At 50.5% G+C, this 18,493-nt stretch carries 12 protein-coding genes; all 12 read right to left on the minus strand.

The features are described from left to right. Nucleotides 1-56 precede the first annotated feature (56 nt). Complete coding sequence (locus tag MKX70_RS21720; RefSeq protein ID WP_340840705.1) at nucleotides 57-1,769, minus strand: hypothetical protein; 1,713 nt, start codon at nucleotides 1,767-1,769, stop codon at nucleotides 57-59. 63 nt (nucleotides 1,770-1,832) lie between these two features. Further along, nucleotides 1,833-4,934 (minus strand): family 43 glycosylhydrolase, encoded by a 3,102-nt coding sequence (locus tag MKX70_RS21725; protein ID WP_340840706.1) that lies wholly within the window; start codon nucleotides 4,932-4,934, stop codon nucleotides 1,833-1,835. 835 nt (nucleotides 4,935-5,769) lie between these two features. Next, complete coding sequence (locus MKX70_RS21730; RefSeq protein WP_340840707.1) at nucleotides 5,770-7,620, minus strand: sensor histidine kinase; 1,851 nt, start codon at nucleotides 7,618-7,620, stop codon at nucleotides 5,770-5,772. 20 nt (nucleotides 7,621-7,640) lie between these two features. Continuing rightward, entirely contained in the window at nucleotides 7,641-9,083 is a 1,443-nt protein-coding gene (locus tag MKX70_RS21735; RefSeq protein ID WP_042236585.1) for a response regulator transcription factor, read from the minus strand. A 120-nt stretch (nucleotides 9,084-9,203) separates the two neighbouring features. Further along, nucleotides 9,204-10,811, minus strand: a complete 1,608-nt coding sequence (locus MKX70_RS21740; RefSeq protein WP_156123483.1) for an extracellular solute-binding protein — start codon at nucleotides 10,809-10,811, stop codon at nucleotides 9,204-9,206. 114 nt (nucleotides 10,812-10,925) lie between these two features. Further along, nucleotides 10,926-11,822, minus strand: coding sequence for a carbohydrate ABC transporter permease (locus MKX70_RS21745; RefSeq protein WP_081956541.1), 897 nt, complete (start codon nucleotides 11,820-11,822; stop codon nucleotides 10,926-10,928). Then, the gene (locus MKX70_RS21750; protein ID WP_042236583.1) at nucleotides 11,816-12,766 is read right to left on the minus strand and encodes an ABC transporter permease; all 951 of its coding nucleotides are present in this window, start codon (nucleotides 12,764-12,766) and stop codon (nucleotides 11,816-11,818) included. The genes MKX70_RS21745 and MKX70_RS21750 overlap by 7 nt, the downstream gene beginning before the upstream one ends. 144 nt (nucleotides 12,767-12,910) lie before the next feature. After that, entirely contained in the window at nucleotides 12,911-13,588 is a 678-nt protein-coding gene (locus MKX70_RS21755) for a glutamine amidotransferase (protein WP_340841683.1), read from the minus strand. An 87-nt stretch (nucleotides 13,589-13,675) separates the two neighbouring features. Further along, nucleotides 13,676-14,485: an AAA family ATPase gene (locus tag MKX70_RS21760; RefSeq protein WP_042236581.1), complete on the minus strand. Its 810-nt coding sequence runs from the start codon at nucleotides 14,483-14,485 to the stop codon at nucleotides 13,676-13,678. Beyond that, the gene (locus MKX70_RS21765; RefSeq protein ID WP_340785968.1) at nucleotides 14,482-16,032 is read right to left on the minus strand and encodes a right-handed parallel beta-helix repeat-containing protein; all 1,551 of its coding nucleotides are present in this window, start codon (nucleotides 16,030-16,032) and stop codon (nucleotides 14,482-14,484) included. The genes MKX70_RS21760 and MKX70_RS21765 overlap by 4 nt, the downstream gene beginning before the upstream one ends. A gap of 167 nt (nucleotides 16,033-16,199) precedes the next feature. Then, complete coding sequence (locus MKX70_RS21770) at nucleotides 16,200-17,393, minus strand: Ger(x)C family spore germination protein (protein WP_340785970.1); 1,194 nt, start codon at nucleotides 17,391-17,393, stop codon at nucleotides 16,200-16,202. Beyond that, entirely contained in the window at nucleotides 17,390-18,478 is a 1,089-nt protein-coding gene (locus tag MKX70_RS21775) for a spore germination protein (RefSeq protein ID WP_340840708.1), read from the minus strand. The genes MKX70_RS21770 and MKX70_RS21775 overlap by 4 nt, the downstream gene beginning before the upstream one ends. Nucleotides 18,479-18,493 lie beyond the last annotated feature (15 nt).

The raw sequence follows: 18,493 nt of genomic DNA on the forward strand, positions 1-18,493 counted from the left end.
CGGGTCATGGTTTCTGTTTGGGTCCGTATTTGAAGGGGCTGTATCCGTATCTGCCGTTACTTTTTCTCCTGCGCCTGCTGGGTAGGACCATAATTGGCGGCTCCGGTGAAGTGAACATCATCCGCCGACGGATAGTACTTCGGGATCTGTAAATCCCGCTGGTACAGTCTTAAGTGCTCTCCGCGCGGAACAATATCGACAACATCACAGCCTCTCCAGGATACCGAATATTGTTCACCGCGCACCGTTTCTTTCACCACCGCCGTCTCCACAGGATGCTCCAGCTCCACTATATCCCCTGCCTTAACATTGCGGAATACCACCAGATTGCCCTCTCTTGAGGGTGCGCAGGCTATTCCATTAATCCTCCATTCGAGGTTCTGCCCCATCCAGTCGTACACCCGTACTGCAACATCATATGTCTGCTTGGGCTTGATGGAAATATAGCCTGTATCGGGGTAATTCATGCTCACCGTGGCTTCCTCTGTTTCTTTATCGACAGGGATATTAACGAGAACCATTCCACCGCGGTATTCCACCGCCCGGTTCCATATAATCTCCAGGGCCACCGGAGCCATGCCGACGCAGCAGCCCGCAATGGAGCGGAACTTGGACAATGAGATGGAGTTGACGAGGGAGCCGCCGGTGAAGCCGCCAATCATTCTCTTGTCAATCTCCCTGTAGGTGACCCCCTGCCCATCAGGTAAGGTATTGTCTGTCACTACATAAGATGCCACCTTGAGCTGATTCTCCACCAGCTGGTTCCGTGCAAAGAGGGTCATATCGTTCCAATATTCCTCGTACCCGGCCAGAATTAACTCATTCGCGCATTCGATCATATCCTTAATGCAGCAGGTTTCACAGTGCTCCTCCTGCTGCGGATGCCACTGGGCATATTCCGGTACCCAGCCGAAGGAGGAGGACAAGGAACGGATATAATCATAGATCCCTTTACCCGCGGTAATATACCGCCCGGCGCCTGTGATGCGTCCAAGACGGACGAGTCCGGAGGCAACCCAGCCTGCCGAATGGATATGGCCGAAAAACTCCATTTTGTAATTAAAATAACGCGAGGGTCCCAGGAGGTGGTTGGCAATGCCAACAGCCAGATCAAGCGCCACCCCGTCTCCGGTGATCTCATATCTGCGCACCAGGGAGTGAAGCACAATCGCATTGCGAATTCCCTGCTCCCCCCGTCCGGTGTGCCTGGACAGATCGAATCCGCCGTCTTTCAAATATACGTCATTGGGGAATTCATACACTGGCTCCTTTTCCTCATAATCACCTGACCAGAAGGTTCTGACCTTCCTTTCGATGACAAGGGAGCGTAGCCCTCTTACAAGCCCGGAAGCCCTCTTTTCCGGTTCCGGGTCCAAAGGGTTATTCTCCACCATCCTGTTCAGTGCCGGAAGAATATAGCCCATTTCGTGAAAGGAGCTGTGATTCGTATGCGTCCAGGAGTATGGCTCATGAAAGCGCAGCCCGTGCTCTCCCCAAGACTTCATAAGATGGCGGTAAAAGGATAACTGAACCTCAGCTCCCTCTTCGGTCTTCAGCATTTTCCGGACGGCGTCAATGGCTTCGTACCAGGAGCCAACCAGCTCCGCGTCGTCTACCCGGCAATGAGCAGCTTCCGCAGGCTTCTTATGAGGGAGTACAAGCCAATACGGAAGGTTATCCGCCTTCTCATCCACCATGGATGTCAGATACCCTAGAACAAGCTGCGCATTGCGTAAAGGCTCAAATTTCTCATACGTCGGAGTTGACATAACTATTCCTCCATAGCCCCCTCTGCTTCAGCAGATTGATCCTTCGATTCCTGGTGGGCAGTATTAGTTAGTAGTGTTAGTGTTAGTAATGTTAACCTTGAAATCGTCGAAGTCGATGGAGGCGTTCGCGTAACCGTCAATACCGAACAACTGGCCGGTCAGCTTGCTGCCGCCGGTATGGCGGAAGCTGAATTCTGTGGCCACCGGAGCAGGAGCATCGTTAATATAGACGGTATAAGTCTTGGCGTCCCAGTTAGCGACCATTTTGATTTTGTACCATGTGCCCAGACTGAAGTCCTTCACCTTTACCTTATTCGAGGCTCCGTTCTGCACGATGATTTTACCCGTATCAAACGCCGTGACCATGGAATAATTGCCGGTTCCGCTGTCGTTCCTCACCATGGCGCCATTGGCGTACGGGAAGCTGCTGTTGACTCTGGCACGGTATTCGATGACGACGCGCTGATCCGCCTCAGCTTTGACCTCACCTGTATATGGCAGGAAAAGATTGGCCTTGCCCGCTGTAGCGGCAGTCGTCAGCCGGAGGAATTTATTCCCGCCTTCCTCCTGCACAGTGGCGGTAGCGCCGCCAGTGAGCGCTTCGCTGACAATGCCGTAAGGGTATTTGCCTGCCGTGTCACCGGAGAAATCCCGGTAAGCGTTATAGAACACGCCACCCTGCGTAGTATTAAGCGAACCTAACAGGGCGGCTTCTGCTTCAGCAAGCTTAGTCAGCTCCCCGTCATACTGCTCCTTGGTCAAATCCGCGTTCCCGGCCAGTTCCTCCGCGTGATCCACTTCGGCCACGAAGGCGTTATACTTGGATTGACTATAGTTACCTAGCCCGTCTCCCAAAGGATAGGAGAAATTGACCATCTTGCTGCGGAGCTGGTTCACAATCTCATCCAGACCATAACCCGGAACAACTTCTACGGAAACGGTGGAGAAGAACTCACGTCCGGCCAGCTTCAGGGTAACAGGCACCTGAACTGTGCCAATCGAACTGAAATCAAGTCCTGTCAGCTCCCGGCTGACGACAGCGGCCTGCTTCGGCTTATTATTGTAAACGACATCCACAATGCCGGGCAGCTTGGGGCTTACACCAGAAGGAGTCCTCACTACAGAAGCTACTTGAATCGCATCTGATGCTGCAATTACCTTCAAGCGGAAGGTGACCTGCTTGCCGCTATATGCGGCTGTAATGAAGGCTGTGCCCGGTTTAACCGCGTATACTGAACGGGTGACTGGATCAGAATCTATCCGGGCCACTCCGGAATCACTGCTGGTATACTGGGCATTCTGTGTCACGTTTTGTACTTCATAGTTATTGTAATGTGCAGTTAGCTGAAGTGGTAAGCTGGTCTGCCCGCTGATCAGAATGGGCTTCAACCCGCTGAAGACTACGGACTGCACAGATTTAGGTTCAGCAGCAACATTAACTGCGGTTGTGGCTATTTTTCCGTTGTAAGATGCGGTAATGATGGCACTTCCAGCACCGGCAGCCTTAATCTGATTCCCAGCGTCAATAACAGCCACCTTCGGATCGGAAGAACTGAGGACAACTCCCGTGTTAACAGCGGAATAGGTAGTAGCTGTTACCTTATACAAGGGCAAGCTGCGGGTTTCCCCCAACCCCAATGTGAAGCCGGGAGCTTCAAATAGCAGCTCTGACGTATTCAGCCGGAACACATCCATACTGTCGATTTCGGCAACATTCTTCCCCTTGTAGAAGCTGATAGTGTTGCTGCCTTGCCCAAGATAGACCTTCGCCGTGGAAGCCCCCCAGCGGTTCAAGCCCGAATAGACGATGTTCAGATTGGCACCGGAGCCGCCGTTGACCGACAAGATATGGGAGGCCTCTCCCGCCTCCGGTGAGCCATTGGCATTACGCACAGACAGCACATAAAAACCCGCCTCCGGCACGTTAACTGTAAATCGGGCATAATCATTGGTGCTGCTGATATTGGCGACTTTCATCCCGCCGGAAGCGGAGGCTTCCCGCCGGACAGCCTGGAAAGATTCACCAGCCGGATCTTGCACCAGTATCGCTGATTCCGCTTCATAACGAGTCCGCACCGGCTCTCCCGAAGGCACTGCAAGCGGACTGTTCGGGTCGGCGGGTTCTCCCAGGTTCGGTGTATGGTCTGCACTCCAGGTGAACTTCTGTGCGCGGACATTGCGGGTCCAGCCTGAGCCCGGCCAGCGGGCGGTATGGTAGATAATCCAGTCCTCTGTACCGTCTGGAGAGGTGACGATACTGTGGTGGCCCGGGCCGTAGATGCCATTCGCACTGGAGAAGACCGGCTGATCGCGCTTGACCCAGGAGCCTGGATTCAGCGGATCATCGCCGAGCTTGGCGGTAATCAGCCCGAGGCAGTAGCTGTCTGTCCAGCTTCCATTGGCAGAATAGATCAGATTAATGGTGTCGCCCTTTATAGTGATCTGCGGACCTTCATTGATTCTGCCCGGGGACGTCTCCCAATCATATTCAGGCGTAGATATCAGTACCCGCTGAGAGCTGATGGTCCGCGGGTCGCTCATCCGGGCGATGTATAGATTCTGGAAGCTTCCGTCCGTATCTTCCCAGCCGGACCAGATGAAATAGTGTTGCTCACCCACCGTCAGCACCGTGCCGTCGATCGCCCAGCGGTCGGTGGGGTCAGTAATTTTACCTTTGAACTCCCAGGTTCCGCTTAGCGGATCTGCACTGGCGTTCTCCAGCACGTACATACGGTGGTTGGCGTTGGTTCCGTTGTCGGCCGCGAAGTAGATGTACCATTTGTACGCTCCGTCCGTATCTTTGAGATAGTGCATTTCCGGCGCCCACACATTGGAGCTATACATGGTTCCCTTAACCGGTGTCCAGGCCAGGCTCCGTTCGCCCGCTTCAATGCCGGTGATGGTCTTCGCCCTACGGATCATGATCCCGCTGGCATTGACGAATACGTTGTAATAATAGCCGTCCGTATGCTGGTATACCCAAGGATCGGCCCCCGTCTGCATAATAACATTGTAGAAATCGGACATATTATCCCCTCCTTGTACAGCGGCCGGCCCCGGTGAAGCTGGCGTTGACTCTTCAGCAGCAGCCAGCCCGCCCCATTGTGGCAGCATCAGCAGCAGTGCGAGACACAGCAGCAGAAATCTGGATTTTTTGCCATGCATGTGCAGCCCTCCTTCGATAGATAAAAACGCTTTCATTTTTTTCATCTCCCTCTTGTTTAGATTTTTTTGGGTTAGCGTCCTCATTCTACCTGCTGGAGAACTTTTAAAAAATGTACTATCTTAAATGGTTTTTGTAACCGCTTTAGAAAAAGTGCCTTCACTGTGGCAGGAAACCATAAAATCAACCGGAGGGTGAATCTGAGGTTATATTTGAAGCTTCGTCGTCACTGCGGTGAACATTTGGACTTCCGGCCGCTGTTGTCACCAGATTTCTTGATTAATACAGCTCTTCGCGGTGGAAATCCGGTGACAAAGGCGGTCGCTACCGCTCCTACAGTTCCATATTTCCCCTCCGTTTCTTTTGCTTTTTGGTTATTTCTTTAGTGCCTCTTATATGGAATAAATGATTAGTTGGATAAACGTATCTTAATTTGAATGCTTTGCAGCGTCTGAGAGAATTAGTTGGAGAAACGTCATTTAATTCCAGGCATTTCCTCTACTCTGCTCGATTTGCCGCCTAGTAACTGCTATTTTTCCAACTGTTATCCGGCAAGGGCTCCTCTGTTCAAGAGCAAGTGTAGTTAATCCAACTGCTATTTCCGGCGACAGGCGCTACCACATCCTTGTCCATACTGTTGCCAGCTTCTGAAGCTATGCAATCCAAAAAGACACCTCCCGATTATAGGAAGTGTCCTGGTTGCACATTCGATTAGCCTATCTGCCCTTCCCGGTAACGATCTGTCTGATGTACTCCAGGGGGAACCTTGGGAATCCAGCCGGATCATACGATTTATGGACGGGAATATTCTGTCTGCAGGATCGGCGTCATCATAGCTCACTTTCCCTCAGATTGTCTAAACTCTTCAATCGTATCGCGGTCATTAACCAACTGAGGAATTTTCACGGTCACGGTCGTTCCGTGGCCGAACCGGCTCTCGACTGTGAGTCCGTAGCCCTCTCCGAACAGCATCTGCAGCCGGTGATGGATATTCTTTAGCCCGATGCCTTGTGCCGGTTGTTCGTCTGATGCCCGCACCGGGTACTCCATACTAAGCTTCGTCTGGAGGGCGGCTAGCACTTCCGGTTCCATTCCTTTCCCTGTATCTGTAATACAGAAGCACACATCTCCATGCGCATCCATCCTTCCGCTAACCAGGAGGCGGCCGCCTTCGTCCATCCGCTCCAGTCCGTGATATACGGAGTTCTCCACAATAGGCTGGAGGATCATCTTAGGCGTCTTCATAGATAACAGCCTCTCCTCCACATCAAGCTCCATGGAGAATTTATTCTCGTAGCGGATTAAGATAATCTTCATATAGGCCTGAATACAGTCCACTTCTTCTCTGATCTGTACAAGATTATCCTTCTTGATGCTGTAACGGAAAATCTTGGACATACAGTAGGTAATTTGCGCAATCTCCCTGCTCCCGTATTCCAGCCCGATGCTGCTGATACAATTCAGCGTATTATAGAGGAAATGGGGATTAATCTGGCTCTGCAAGGCAGAGAACTCCGCCTGCTTCTGGCTCAACTCGGACTCATATAATCTGGCCTGGGTACCGAACATATCCCGGGCCATCTCATCCATCTCATCCATCATCCGGTTAATGTCGCGGGCCAGCAGGCCCACCTCATTGGTGAACCGGACCTTGATGCGGAAGCCCATATCCCGCCGTCCGACCCTCTTCATATCCATAACAAGTCCCATCAGCGGACGCATCAGACTGTTCATGAAGAAGCTGCCGATTACGAGCATAGTCAGAATAATGCCGATGCCCACAATAATGCTGACCTTACGCATCGGGGCCATGTCCGCAGTCAGTTCATGCACCGGAATCATACTAACAACCCGCCATCCGTCAGCCTGCTCCAGACCCTTCACCTGAACGAGAATCTCTTCTCCGTCAATGGTAGCCTTTACGCCGTTAAGCAGACTCTCTTTGTCCATAGATAGAACTTCCCGGAACAACGTGCCCCGTGCACTGGAATTCGTGGAGGCAATCACCTCGTCCCGGTTATTCAGAATATACAAGGTGGAGCTCTGCGTGAATTCCGTATTTTCTACCAGCCCCTGCAGCTTGTCCATATTGACCATCACGGTGCAGTAACCTGTAATCTGGGAGTAATAGATTCCCCCAATGTTCTCCACAATCGGCGCGATATAGAAGAACTGTTCCGTACCTGTCCGTTCGTCCTTCAGAATCGTGGTGAACATCCCCTGCTCCCGCAGCAAGGGGTCATCTTTATATTTCTGAATAAAAGTATCATAGGGGTTGATGAAGAAAATATCGCCGCTTGCCGAGTCCAGACTATGCAGCCGCCTTCCCTTGATGTCGTTAATGACGATGCCGTTCACATAGGAATTGAAGGATCTCATATATTCCATAAGATCCAGTGCATAAGGGCCGCTGTCGAATGCTCTTTTGTAGTCATCAACCTCCACGGAGAATTCCTGAATCAGCTTGCTGTTGACTGCAATGCCGGTGCTGACCCGGATATCATTGAACACAGTATCAATCTTGCGGCGGGTCTGTTCGATCATCTGGTTGCCGTAAGTGGCAGCCCGCTTCTGGGTTAAATTAGAGAAGCTATGGAAGAAATATATCTCCATGACTGTGAATATAACGATCGAGAAAAAAAAGATAAGCCATATCTGATGTTTTAATTTCACTTTACTGGTCTTCATGGCTTACCGCTCCGATCCGCTTAGCTTTTTCTGAATTTGGTGGGCGTCATCCCGCAATGCTTCTTGAACACTTTGTTGAAATAATAATAATCCACATACCCGGACTTAACGGCAATTTGCTCAATGGACAGGTCCGTATGCTTCAGCAGCTCCCGGGCTTTCCTGATCCTCAGCTCTGCCACATATTCGGAGAAGGTTCTTCCCAGATTGTTCTTGAACAACTGACAGCAATACACCTGATTAATGAAGAACTGGACAGACAAATCTTTCAGATACAGCTTCTGCTCAAAGTTCCGGTCGATATAGACGACCATCCGGTTGAAGCAGGACAGGATATCCCCTTCCTGCAAGGAACGGCTGCTGCCTTGCCGGATGACCGTAAGGACGTCATGCAAGAAGCTGCACAGAGACGCAAAGTCTTCGAACCGTTCCTTGATCTCGGAATAATTGAGGAATTCCAGTTCCATATCCCTCAGTTCTTCAGCATACGTGTTTATAAGCATCCCGACAGCCTGATTCCATAAGTAGACCACCTCACCCATACCCAGATGATGGTTCCTGAAGTATTCCTGCAGTCCTGTAATGAACACATCCATATCGTCAAGCGAATTCCCGTGAATGATCGTATAGAGTCCATCAATACAAGGTTTCATGAGATGAAGCTTCGGCTCATAGTGAACGGCTGCTGAAGTCTGCTCCAGAAAAATATGTGAGGCGGACAGGTCAGCTTCTTTAATCAGCTTGCTCACCTGCTGAAGCTGGCTGCTGATGCTGCTGATGCCCACACTTTGGATTCCCGTCTCCGTCAGTACCCCTTCATCCGGGGTCCACTCTAAGCCGCTTAGATGCTCTGCCATCCGCACGACCAGCAGCTTCCGGGACCCGGCTTCAACCTCCACTGCAGTTATGTTCCTGCCCCCAGGAGAGAGCAGCTTCCTGATATCCTTAATGTCACTCGGCAAATAGACCGCAAACACCTGGTAATAGCATACAGCCATGCTGGCCGGAAGCGGCAGGAACTGCCTGATCTCGGTCTCATCCCCCGAGGTCAGCGCATCCAGGAGAAGATTATTGCGGATTGCGTTTCTCCGGGAGAAGTGAGTGGCCAGCTTCGCAATGAATGTATCCGCCATATCGACATCCAGAGGTTTAAGGAAATAATCGAGCGCCCCGTAGCGTATCGCTTCCTGGGCGTATTCAAATTCCCCATATCCGCTTACGATGACAAATTCCGTGTTCAGCCCTTGCGCTCTGGCCCGCTTCATCAGATCCAGCCCAGAGATATCCGGCATCCGGATATCGGTAAACACCAAGTCCGGCTGCTGTATACACAGGGCCTCCCACGCTTTGTAAGCGCTTGTAAATTGTCCTGTAATTTCAAAACCGTATTTCTCCCAGTCAAAGGCGTTCTGAATTCCTCTTATCGCCCATGACTCATCATCTACAATCATGACCTTGTACATGGGTAGCCTCCTGAACCTATGAATTCCTCTGAATAATAGTGAAAATGTCCGGGAATAGCAACCGAAATTCGGATAAACCATGATAATGAACCCTCAATGGCTTATCCGAATATGATGAGATTATTTTTTGGCGGCTTGGCTCTCTCTGTAATTCTTCACATTTTCCTCTTGAACGGCTTTACCGCCGGCGTCCATATATTCTTTCACCAGCTTCTCGTACAGGGCGTCGAACTCTGCCGGCTTGGCAACGATCAGCCTGTCAATCATTTGTTTGTTCATGTCGCCCAGGGTTTTGCCGTACTTGATATTGGCTTCGTTCGGTATGCCATAGTTGTAGCTGCTATAACCGTCTGTTGTATTGATTGCATAGGAGTCAATAGCCAGCTTCTCGTAACTCTTGTCCCCGGCTGCCAGCGCTGCCGCATATGTTCTGACATTCTTTTCGGTATCGCCCAGCTCAGCGCCGTTTACAATCATCGTATAATCCATATTCAAATTGCTCATTTGCATTTTCTCGCCGGTCTGTGAAATCCCGTGCGGGATGCCGTCTACCAGCTTGTGGTTAACGCCTTCATCACCGAACTGCAGGAAGAACATCACTTCCCGGTCAGCCATCCAGTTCAGATATTTAATCGCCAGCTCCGCGTTCTTGCTGCTCTTGGGAATGAAGGAGAATATACCATTCTCATTATATACCTCTTTGAGGTATTTGCCTTCGTCATTCTTGAAGGTATCAATCGGAACATAGTTGGCCTCCGGCGAATTTTGCTTTAGCGGAACACGGATTTTTTGCGTCATCGGATAATCCCAGTTGGCAGCATAGAAGCCTACCTTGCCGTTGGTTACATCGGCATCCGCCTGCTTGGTTGTTTTGTCCAGGGCAAAATCGGGGCTGATCAGCTTCTCATTGTACAGCTTGTTTAGCCATTGGTAAGCCTCCTTGTTACCGGGCTTCAGCCAGTTCGTCGTGGTGATGAATTCCTCCTCGGGCATGGTCTTCCAGAACGATTGCACCAGGTTACCGAAGGTGTAATTCATACCGGCAGCTGCTGTAGCCCAAGGGATGACGCCGTCAACATTACCGGGGTTCTTGTCACGGAAGGCTACCAGCGTCTCATACAATTCTTCCCGGTTCGTAGGAAGCGGCAGACCCAGCTTATCCAGCCAATCCTTGCGGATGAACATTCCGTTCCAGGCCAGCAGGGTCCGCTTGCCCGGGATGGAGACCTGTTTGCCGTCATATTTGCCGTAGGAGAGCACCTTCTCACCCAGGTACGACTTCAATTGCTGGCCGTGCTGTTCCAGCAATTCGTCCAGCGTATAGAGTCCCTTGCTTTTGGCGAAGCGGGTGACCAGGGTCCCGTCGTAGGTGAAGGAAATATCAGGAGCCTGGTTTGCGGCCATTAACACATTCAGCTTGTCGACTTCCTGGGAACGGGGGACAGGAACAAATTCTACCACGGCGTTATTGGGCTTGCCGAATTTCTCATTAACGTATTGGGTCCATTTGTTGTTGTTCAAATCCGGCTGTCCCTGAACCCCGCGGTCGAACACTTCTACCGTCAAGGTTGCCGGAGCACCGGAAGGGGCCCCCGATGCAGTTGTTGATGCCTCTGACAATGATGTCTCTCCGCTCTTGTTGCCATTCCCTCCACAGCCTGCCGCAACACCGGCCAGAAGCGTCATACTGAACAGAATTGCTGCTGTTTTCTTTATACCCGTACTCACATTAACCACCCTTTCATTCCCCTGTTTGTTGAGATCATCCACGCTGTAGATCTTGTGCAACACTACGCTTCTATCCGTCCGGGAATCCCCCCCTTCACTCGGACTCTGCCGCCCTCAGCCTTTAATCGCTCCGGTCATTACCCCATCTACGAAATACTTCTGGAGCTTCGGATAGATCAATAGAATCGGAACGGTTGTAAACATCACGCTCGCTGCTTTTAAGGATTCAGGCACAATGAAGGAGCCTATACTTCCTTCTCCCCCCTGCTGGCTATCCAGCTGCTGATTGGCCGAAATGATCTGGTACAGCTTGAGCTGCATAGGGTACAGCTCCTTCTTCGTAATATAGAACAAGGCATCCTGGAAGCCATTCCACCGGTCCACCGCATAGAAAAGGCTTAATGTGGCAATGGAAGGCAGCGAGAGCGGAAGTACAATCCGGATGAGAATGCCCAGATCCGAACACCCGTCAATGGACGCTGATTCCTCCAGACTCTCAGGAAGCGAGGTGAAGAACGTTTTCAGGATGATCAGGTTGAAGACACTCATGGCGCCCGGCAGAATCAGACTCCATACCGTGTTCATCATACCGAGGTTTTTAACCAGAATATAGGAAGGAATCAGTCCGCCGCTGAAATACATCGTGAAGACGAGGGCTGACAGAATGAAATTTCTTCCCCACAGCCGCTTCTTCGTTAACGGATACGCCGCGCAAATGGTCAGGAACATGCACACGACGGTGAAGAAAATAGTAAGCACAATACTATATCCCAGCGTGTACAGCATATCCATATCGCTCAGAATGGTTTTGTACGTTTCAATGGTGAAATCTACCGGCCACAGCCCTACCTTCTGGGCTACAATTGCTTCGTTAGAGCTTAGCGAAAGCGCAATCATATATAAGAAAGGAACAATACATGTGAAGGACAAGGCCACAATGAATACTATAATCGCAACATCGGTTACACTCATTTTTTTGCCTGGACGCACGTTCTTCATCAGCTTCACCATATTCCATCCTCACCTAATTTCTTCGCGATATAGTTGGCGCCTATGAGCAGGGTCAGACCGACCACGGATTGGAACAAGCCTACCGCTGTAGCCTGGGAGAAGTCTCCCGAGCTGATGCCCACTCTATACACGAAGGTACTGATTACATCGGAGTACTCGCTGACCAGTGAATTCCCCATCACGAAGGGGCGGTCGAACCCGATGGACACCATCCGCCCAATCTGCAGGATCAGCAGAATATTGATGGTCGGCTTAATGCCGGGCAGGGTAATATGCCACATTTTGCGAAGCCTGCTGCACCCGTCCATATCGGAGGCCTCATACAATTCCTTATTGATTCCGGTGATCGCCGCCAGATATATGATGGTCCCCCAGCCGATATTCTGCCAGACTCCCACGAAGATGTAGGTGATCAGCCACGGAATTTTCTGCGACAGGAACTCAATCTTCTCTAGTCCGAGGGCAGCGATGAAATGATTGACCATCCCGCTGTTCGAGAACATCAGGTATACAATTCCCCCAATGATCACCCAGGACATAAAGTGCGGCAGATATAAGACGGTCTGGGTTAACTTCTTGAATCTGGCCTGCCTTACTTCATTGAGCAGAATGGCCAGCAATATGGGCGCCGGGAATCCCGCGATCAAATCCAGAACATTCAGAACCAGCGTATTCTTCAGTGCACGATAGAAGCTGTCCTGCTGGAAAATAAACCGGAACACATCGAGTCCAACCCACTCACTCCCCCTTATTCCTGCGAAGATGTTGTAATCCTGGAATGCCATAATCAAGCCATAGATGGGAGCATATTTAAAAATGGCAATGTACGACAGAGGCACCAGCAAAAGGACATAGAGGATGGCATCTCTTTTTATTCTGAACCAAAAAGTATTTCTCTTATTTATTCCGACACGATTCCGCTGATTGTATAAAACCGCTTTCATTTCTCTCATCCCTCCGGCTGTATTAAGGAGCTCTCATGTCCTTCATTATAGCTTCCGGGGCAAATAAGAAAATGTAATCCCTTAAATGAATTTGGTAATAACTTAAAAGGCTAAAGTAATATAAAAAAGAACAGCATCCTCCGGTTACGGAAGACGCTGTTCTTGCTGTACAATGAATTCTCCGTCAAAATCTGATGTCAAATCTGCTTCAACGACTTGACGAGGTTTGCCAAGAACGTTGAACCATTCCATAAATTCTGTGGAGCCCCAGTGCGGTGAGCAGTCGCTGGCAAAGGCTGCGGTTCTGCCTTTGCCGTAAGTGCCAACGGTAAGAATGGCATCACCGTTAGGGCTCAGCAGCTCCTCGGCATCGGGCTTGGCCGCCAGCTTGTTGTATCCCAGCAGCTTCGGCCACTCGCCGTAGCCTGCAAGCGGATGTTCTTTGGCGATTGCAGGAGAGAACCCTGACGGCATCTCAACCCGGTCATCGCCGTTCTGCATAATAACCGGCAGCACCTCGGCCAGTACCGTATTCGTGTAGTTCGCTTTACCTTCGATACCCATAAAGGTCAGGTAGCCTCCGACCATCAGCAGACCGCCGCCTTCTTCGACATACTGCTTGATGTGATCCAGAGCGTTGGGGATAATCTGCATCTGGTAGAAGGTAGGGTTCTGCAGCAGGAATGTGTTCGCTCCTACATCACTGATGACAATGGCTTCATAGGCTTTAAGCTCTTCAAGCGACTGGGGAAACCGGACCTGGACTTCATGGGCGGGCATATAGGTTACTTCAATTCCCTCTTTGCGCAGACAGGACAGCAGGTAAGTGGCCCCTTCCTCATACTTGGTGGATGTAAAGCTGTCATACTATTCTCCACTCATTTCACTATCTAAGAACCTCTTACACTCTCATTCAAACAACTGCTTATGCTTATTGAAAAACTGATAAAAGAATTGGACATTGTCCAGCTCAAACCATTCTGCTGTATGAAGCGGCCTTGCATCGAGATTGTATATTTTTGCCTGTAGTGTGCCTAGAACATAGGGTGAATGAGTAGCAATAATGAATTGGCTGTCCAAATAACGCGCCAGCTCATTGATTTGTTCCGCTATTTTTATCTGATTGGCTGGAGATAGTGATGTTTCCGGCTCGTCCAGTAAGTACAAATGCCCAGGCAGCAGATGTTCCTCGAAAAATTGCATGGATGTTTCGCCATTCGAATATTTCTCTTGCGAGAACTGAATGTCGTCCAGCTTCTTCTTAAATGCATACGTTGCTTCATATTCTGCTGCCTGTTCTTTGCTCATCCCTTTATTCATCTGCTCATATAACAGTCCCTCACGCAGTACGGAAGCTTGTTGGATCTTCTTGATCTCATATAAAATATCCTCTGATTTCAGATACCGGCTTCCTTCTGGAAGCCGCCTGATTGCACGCTCTTGCTCATCCTGCCCGAGCTGATAGCTGCTCCTCTCTATAAACCGCTGAGCATAAATACTATGCCCATAGCTGGTCATTCTTTCGGCTCCCGGAATCCCCAGCTTGCCCGAAATTACATTAAGTAACGTGGATTTACCGCTGCCGTTATTGCCATAGAGCACCGTGATCCGGTCAAACAGCAGCACCTCTCCAGCGATATGTTTAAATACATGGTCAGGGTAGATGTTGGGATTACGCTCGATTTCATCAGACAGCTTAAAGCTCCGCAAATAAATCATGGCTGTGCTCCTTCTTCTGTAGCTCCGCCATCGGCTACCGGTGAATCTGGCTTCAGCCGGAAGTCATCACGGGCAGCATCTATGAATAGCGGCTCGGCAAATCGTGAGCCGGAATCGTTGCCTGAGCCGCGCTGGTAAGCGGCAAAGCTGGTGTAAGGTTTCTTTTTCCAGAGCCAGAACGCCTCATCCGCACCAGCCTCAGCGTAATAAAGATTACCATCCACCGTGGTATTCCGGTTGCTCGTGTATTCGTTGCTGATAAAGACGCTGGAATCCCCAGCTACAATAATGTTCTTACTAATCGTATTGCCGCTTAAGTTCGCTTGCAGATACAATTGTCCATTGCCGTCGCCTAAGAGGTCATTCTTGTACAGCGTATTGGATACAACCGTACTATCGCTGGTACCGCCGCGCTCCCCGTCATAACCGCCCATTGCAATGCCGGTCAGGCGATTGCGGTAGATCAGGTTGTCTTGTACCGTGATGCCGCTGGTTAGCCGTCCCTTATGCTCGGAAGCAAGCTCAATCCCTATGTCATTGTCGTATACGCGATTCTCCGCGACAAGGATTGACCTGCCCCCGTCGATGTATATTCCGCCCGCTGCATTGCTGCCGTTCGGCACAGAAGCGCCGTATGACGGATTACTATTGGATGAAATCCCGTAGACTACATTGCCCCGAACCGTTCCGTTCCTTGCCTGATCTACCGCCATATCTCCGGCCGTGCCTTCAAAGCCGATCAGGTCAATCCCGATGTTGTCATTGTCATGAATGATATTGTTCGTAATCGCAAAAGCATCCACATTGCCATTCACAGCCAGCGCTTCACTGGAACCGAGGACCAAATCATACACTTCATTGCCGTCAATGGTCAGGCCAACCAGGGCTGTGTCTGCTTCAGTACCGTACACCGCTATACCGTGAGCATCTCTGCCGGAAAGCTCGTCCCCCTCAGGGTTGGCGGTATTGGCGATGGAATGAATGCGGTTATTCAGTAACGAGATGAACTTCCCTGAGCCGTGAATATAGATACCTGCAGGCACCTCACCTCTGGTTGACGTCTTATAATTGCGAATTTCCAGTTCCCTAATAGTTACATAGCCCGCCTGACCGATCTCGATAAGGCCTTCCAGCCCGTTAACCGGCAGGCCTTCCCCGTCAAGGACTGCTGTCTCATTAGGATATCCGGCGAACACGATAGATCCCGCTGCCGCTGAGCCTCCTCTTGAGATGCGCAGCTTCTGATGATACACGCCTCCGCGAATATAGACGTAACTATCCGGATCGGCATGATCGGCAGCATATTGTAGCGTCTTCCAGGGCGAATCTATCGTTCCCGGGTTTGTGTTATCTCCAGTTATAGATACGTAGTAGGTATTAGCGGCATCCTCCGGATTTGTGTTTACAGTTGGAGAAGCTGGTGTAATTAGCTGATTTGAAGAGATTGGGGAGGTTATATCAGGCAGCGTCGGTTTCTGGCTGCCGGAACATCCCCATGTCATAAGCAAACAAAGAATAATGGCGGATCGCCGGAAGTTACTGAGCATATTTGCTGTCCTCTCAACTATACTTCTATATGATTGCGGTAATTCATTCCATTGATTATCATAGTTGATAACCCTGATCAAGACAAACCAAGAGAGTCGTGTTCTATGTAAAAGGGCTATATAGCAAAAAAAAAGACCCGGAGAGGATCTGTGTGCGGTATTTCAGGTCAGTCTGTCGCTGTACCGGAGGCACCATACTCTTCAATTTGCAGCTTAACCTCAAGGTGTACCGGAAGCCCGGTGAACGTCTGATCCCAATGCGCCTTCACTTTCCGCCAAGCCTCAGGATGCTGAATTCTCAGGGTTTTACCGAATCCGCCGATGTCGGCATGCAGCTCATGCTGCATTTTGTCAATCACCGTCTCTACCAGCTCCCTTACCTCCTTCTCCAGCTCCATGGCATCCCGTCTCATAAAAGCCGCATCCAATCGGTTCCCGTCTGTTGAGAAGGTTTCGGCGTATCGGCCTTTCGATTCAATCTTTACATGAAACGAAATCTGCCCCTCCTTCACAACTGCCTTGATCTTGCTGCTCATCGTTTTCACCTCATAGGTAATCAGCCTGCCGGTGTCATCCTTGTGGGTTTTGAGCACACCGCCTTTACCCTTGCCTGTCAGCCAGACTACACCCTCCAGTTCCTTCTCGCTCAAAAAACCGCTGAGCTTGCCCGACTCACCGTCAATGATTCCGGCTCCGGCAAACTTCATTTCATTCTCCGCAGCAATGACATTCTGCAGCAGAAAGCTCTTCTTGCCGCGCAAAGGGCCAACAATCTTGGTAATAGTTACCGGGTCCCAGATGCGCAGGCTCCGGTCACGGTTGCCGAAGATGCCTTCGAGCACAAAGGCGGGTGTCTGGCCGGGCAGCACATTGTTCAGTACATCTTTGGCCTTTCCCTTGCTGACCAGAACCAGCACGCTCGGGCGGATATCATTATCCCGGCTGAAGAAATCAATCAGCTCCGACAGCTTCGTGGAACGGGCCAGCTTCTCGCCAATGACAATCACCTTCAGGTGGTGTCCGATCGGCTCGCGGTTAGTGCGCAGCGAGAGCTCACGGATGGCCTCGAAGATAGAATCGCCGGTCTCGGTCATATTGTAGAAATTTCTTGAAGCAGCCCCTTCTTTTTTGGAGCCTACTGCGCCTTGCGGCACAATAAATTGATAGGTCGCCGATATCCGGTCACGTTTAGAATAGTCTCCACCTTTACCATCGAACTTCTTTTCAATAACGGTCTCATCTGCCACATCCAGCGCTACCGCCACTTCCATATTCAAATTCTCAATCGGTGTACTGCTCCAGCAGGCCGTTAACAGCACAATTTGAGCGATGGACACAATCAGCAGAATGCAGTGCTTCATGAATCGGCTCTCCGGAAATAAGCAATGAGCAGCAGTGGCAGCGGGATCAGTCCGAAGAGCACGACTGCCCAATTGCCAAGTCCTGTACTAAAGGCAAATAAATTATTAATGTTGTGCGGCGCTTCCGTGATGAGATAAGCAACCGGCAGCAGCAGGAATAGACAATGATCCAGCTTGAGGTTGAAGATTTGCGAGACTCCCAGTGCAGCTCCGTAAAAAGAGATACAGAACGTACAGAAAATCTGCATAATCCAGATTACCAGCAGCAGCGACTCAAACCGTTCGAACAGCAGATTCACTTCAAAGCTGCGGATCAGGTCAATGAATGGCCAGGTCCGGGTAACCACTCCTTCTACAGAAAACGCCCCAATCGTCAGTACAACAGCCAGCAAATAAAAAATCATTGAGATCAGGGTTCCGATCACGAGAACTCTGCCAGCCCGTTTGGGCTTGTCCATAAAAGCAACAATAAACAGCAGAGCTTCGCCCGCTGTATAGGTTAGAGCCGTTGGCTTAATCCCTTTCCAGACCGGAGCGAGGCCTTCTCCAAGTACAGGCCGCAGATTGTCCAGCTCGAATACCTTCAGGCTGAGCAGGCAGACGCCGAAGAATATGGCGCCGGCCAAAGGAGCAACCAGTCTGCTTAGCCGTGATAAGGCATTGATTCCCCCTCTGCACAGATAAAGGGCGACCCACAGGAACAGGCCCGCTACTGCCCATGCAGGGGTACCTTCCAGGAGGAAGAACATGGTTACCTCCTGCATGGTACGAAGCTCATAGCCGGATACCGCGAGAAAATAGCCAAGAATCACCAGCCCGAGCAATACGGCGACCGGTTTACCGGTAATTTGGGTGCTGTATTGAAAAAAAGTCTGGCCTGGAAACCTCTGGCTGAGTTTAACGATAATTACACCTGCTGCCATTGAACAGAGCGCCCCAAGTATTACTGAAATCCACACATCGGGCGTGCCCGCAGCCTGTACGGTTGTCCGGGGAAGGCTGAATATCCCGGCTACGAGAATGTAATTTACCATAATAATGGTCGCTTGACTCGTTGTAATTTTGTCATGGGCTTTGTTGATCATAGGCCCACCTCCCTT

The organism is Paenibacillus sp. FSL R7-0312 (genome assembly GCF_038004445.1).
GTDB lineage: Bacteria > Bacillota > Bacilli > Paenibacillales > Paenibacillaceae > Paenibacillus_AQ.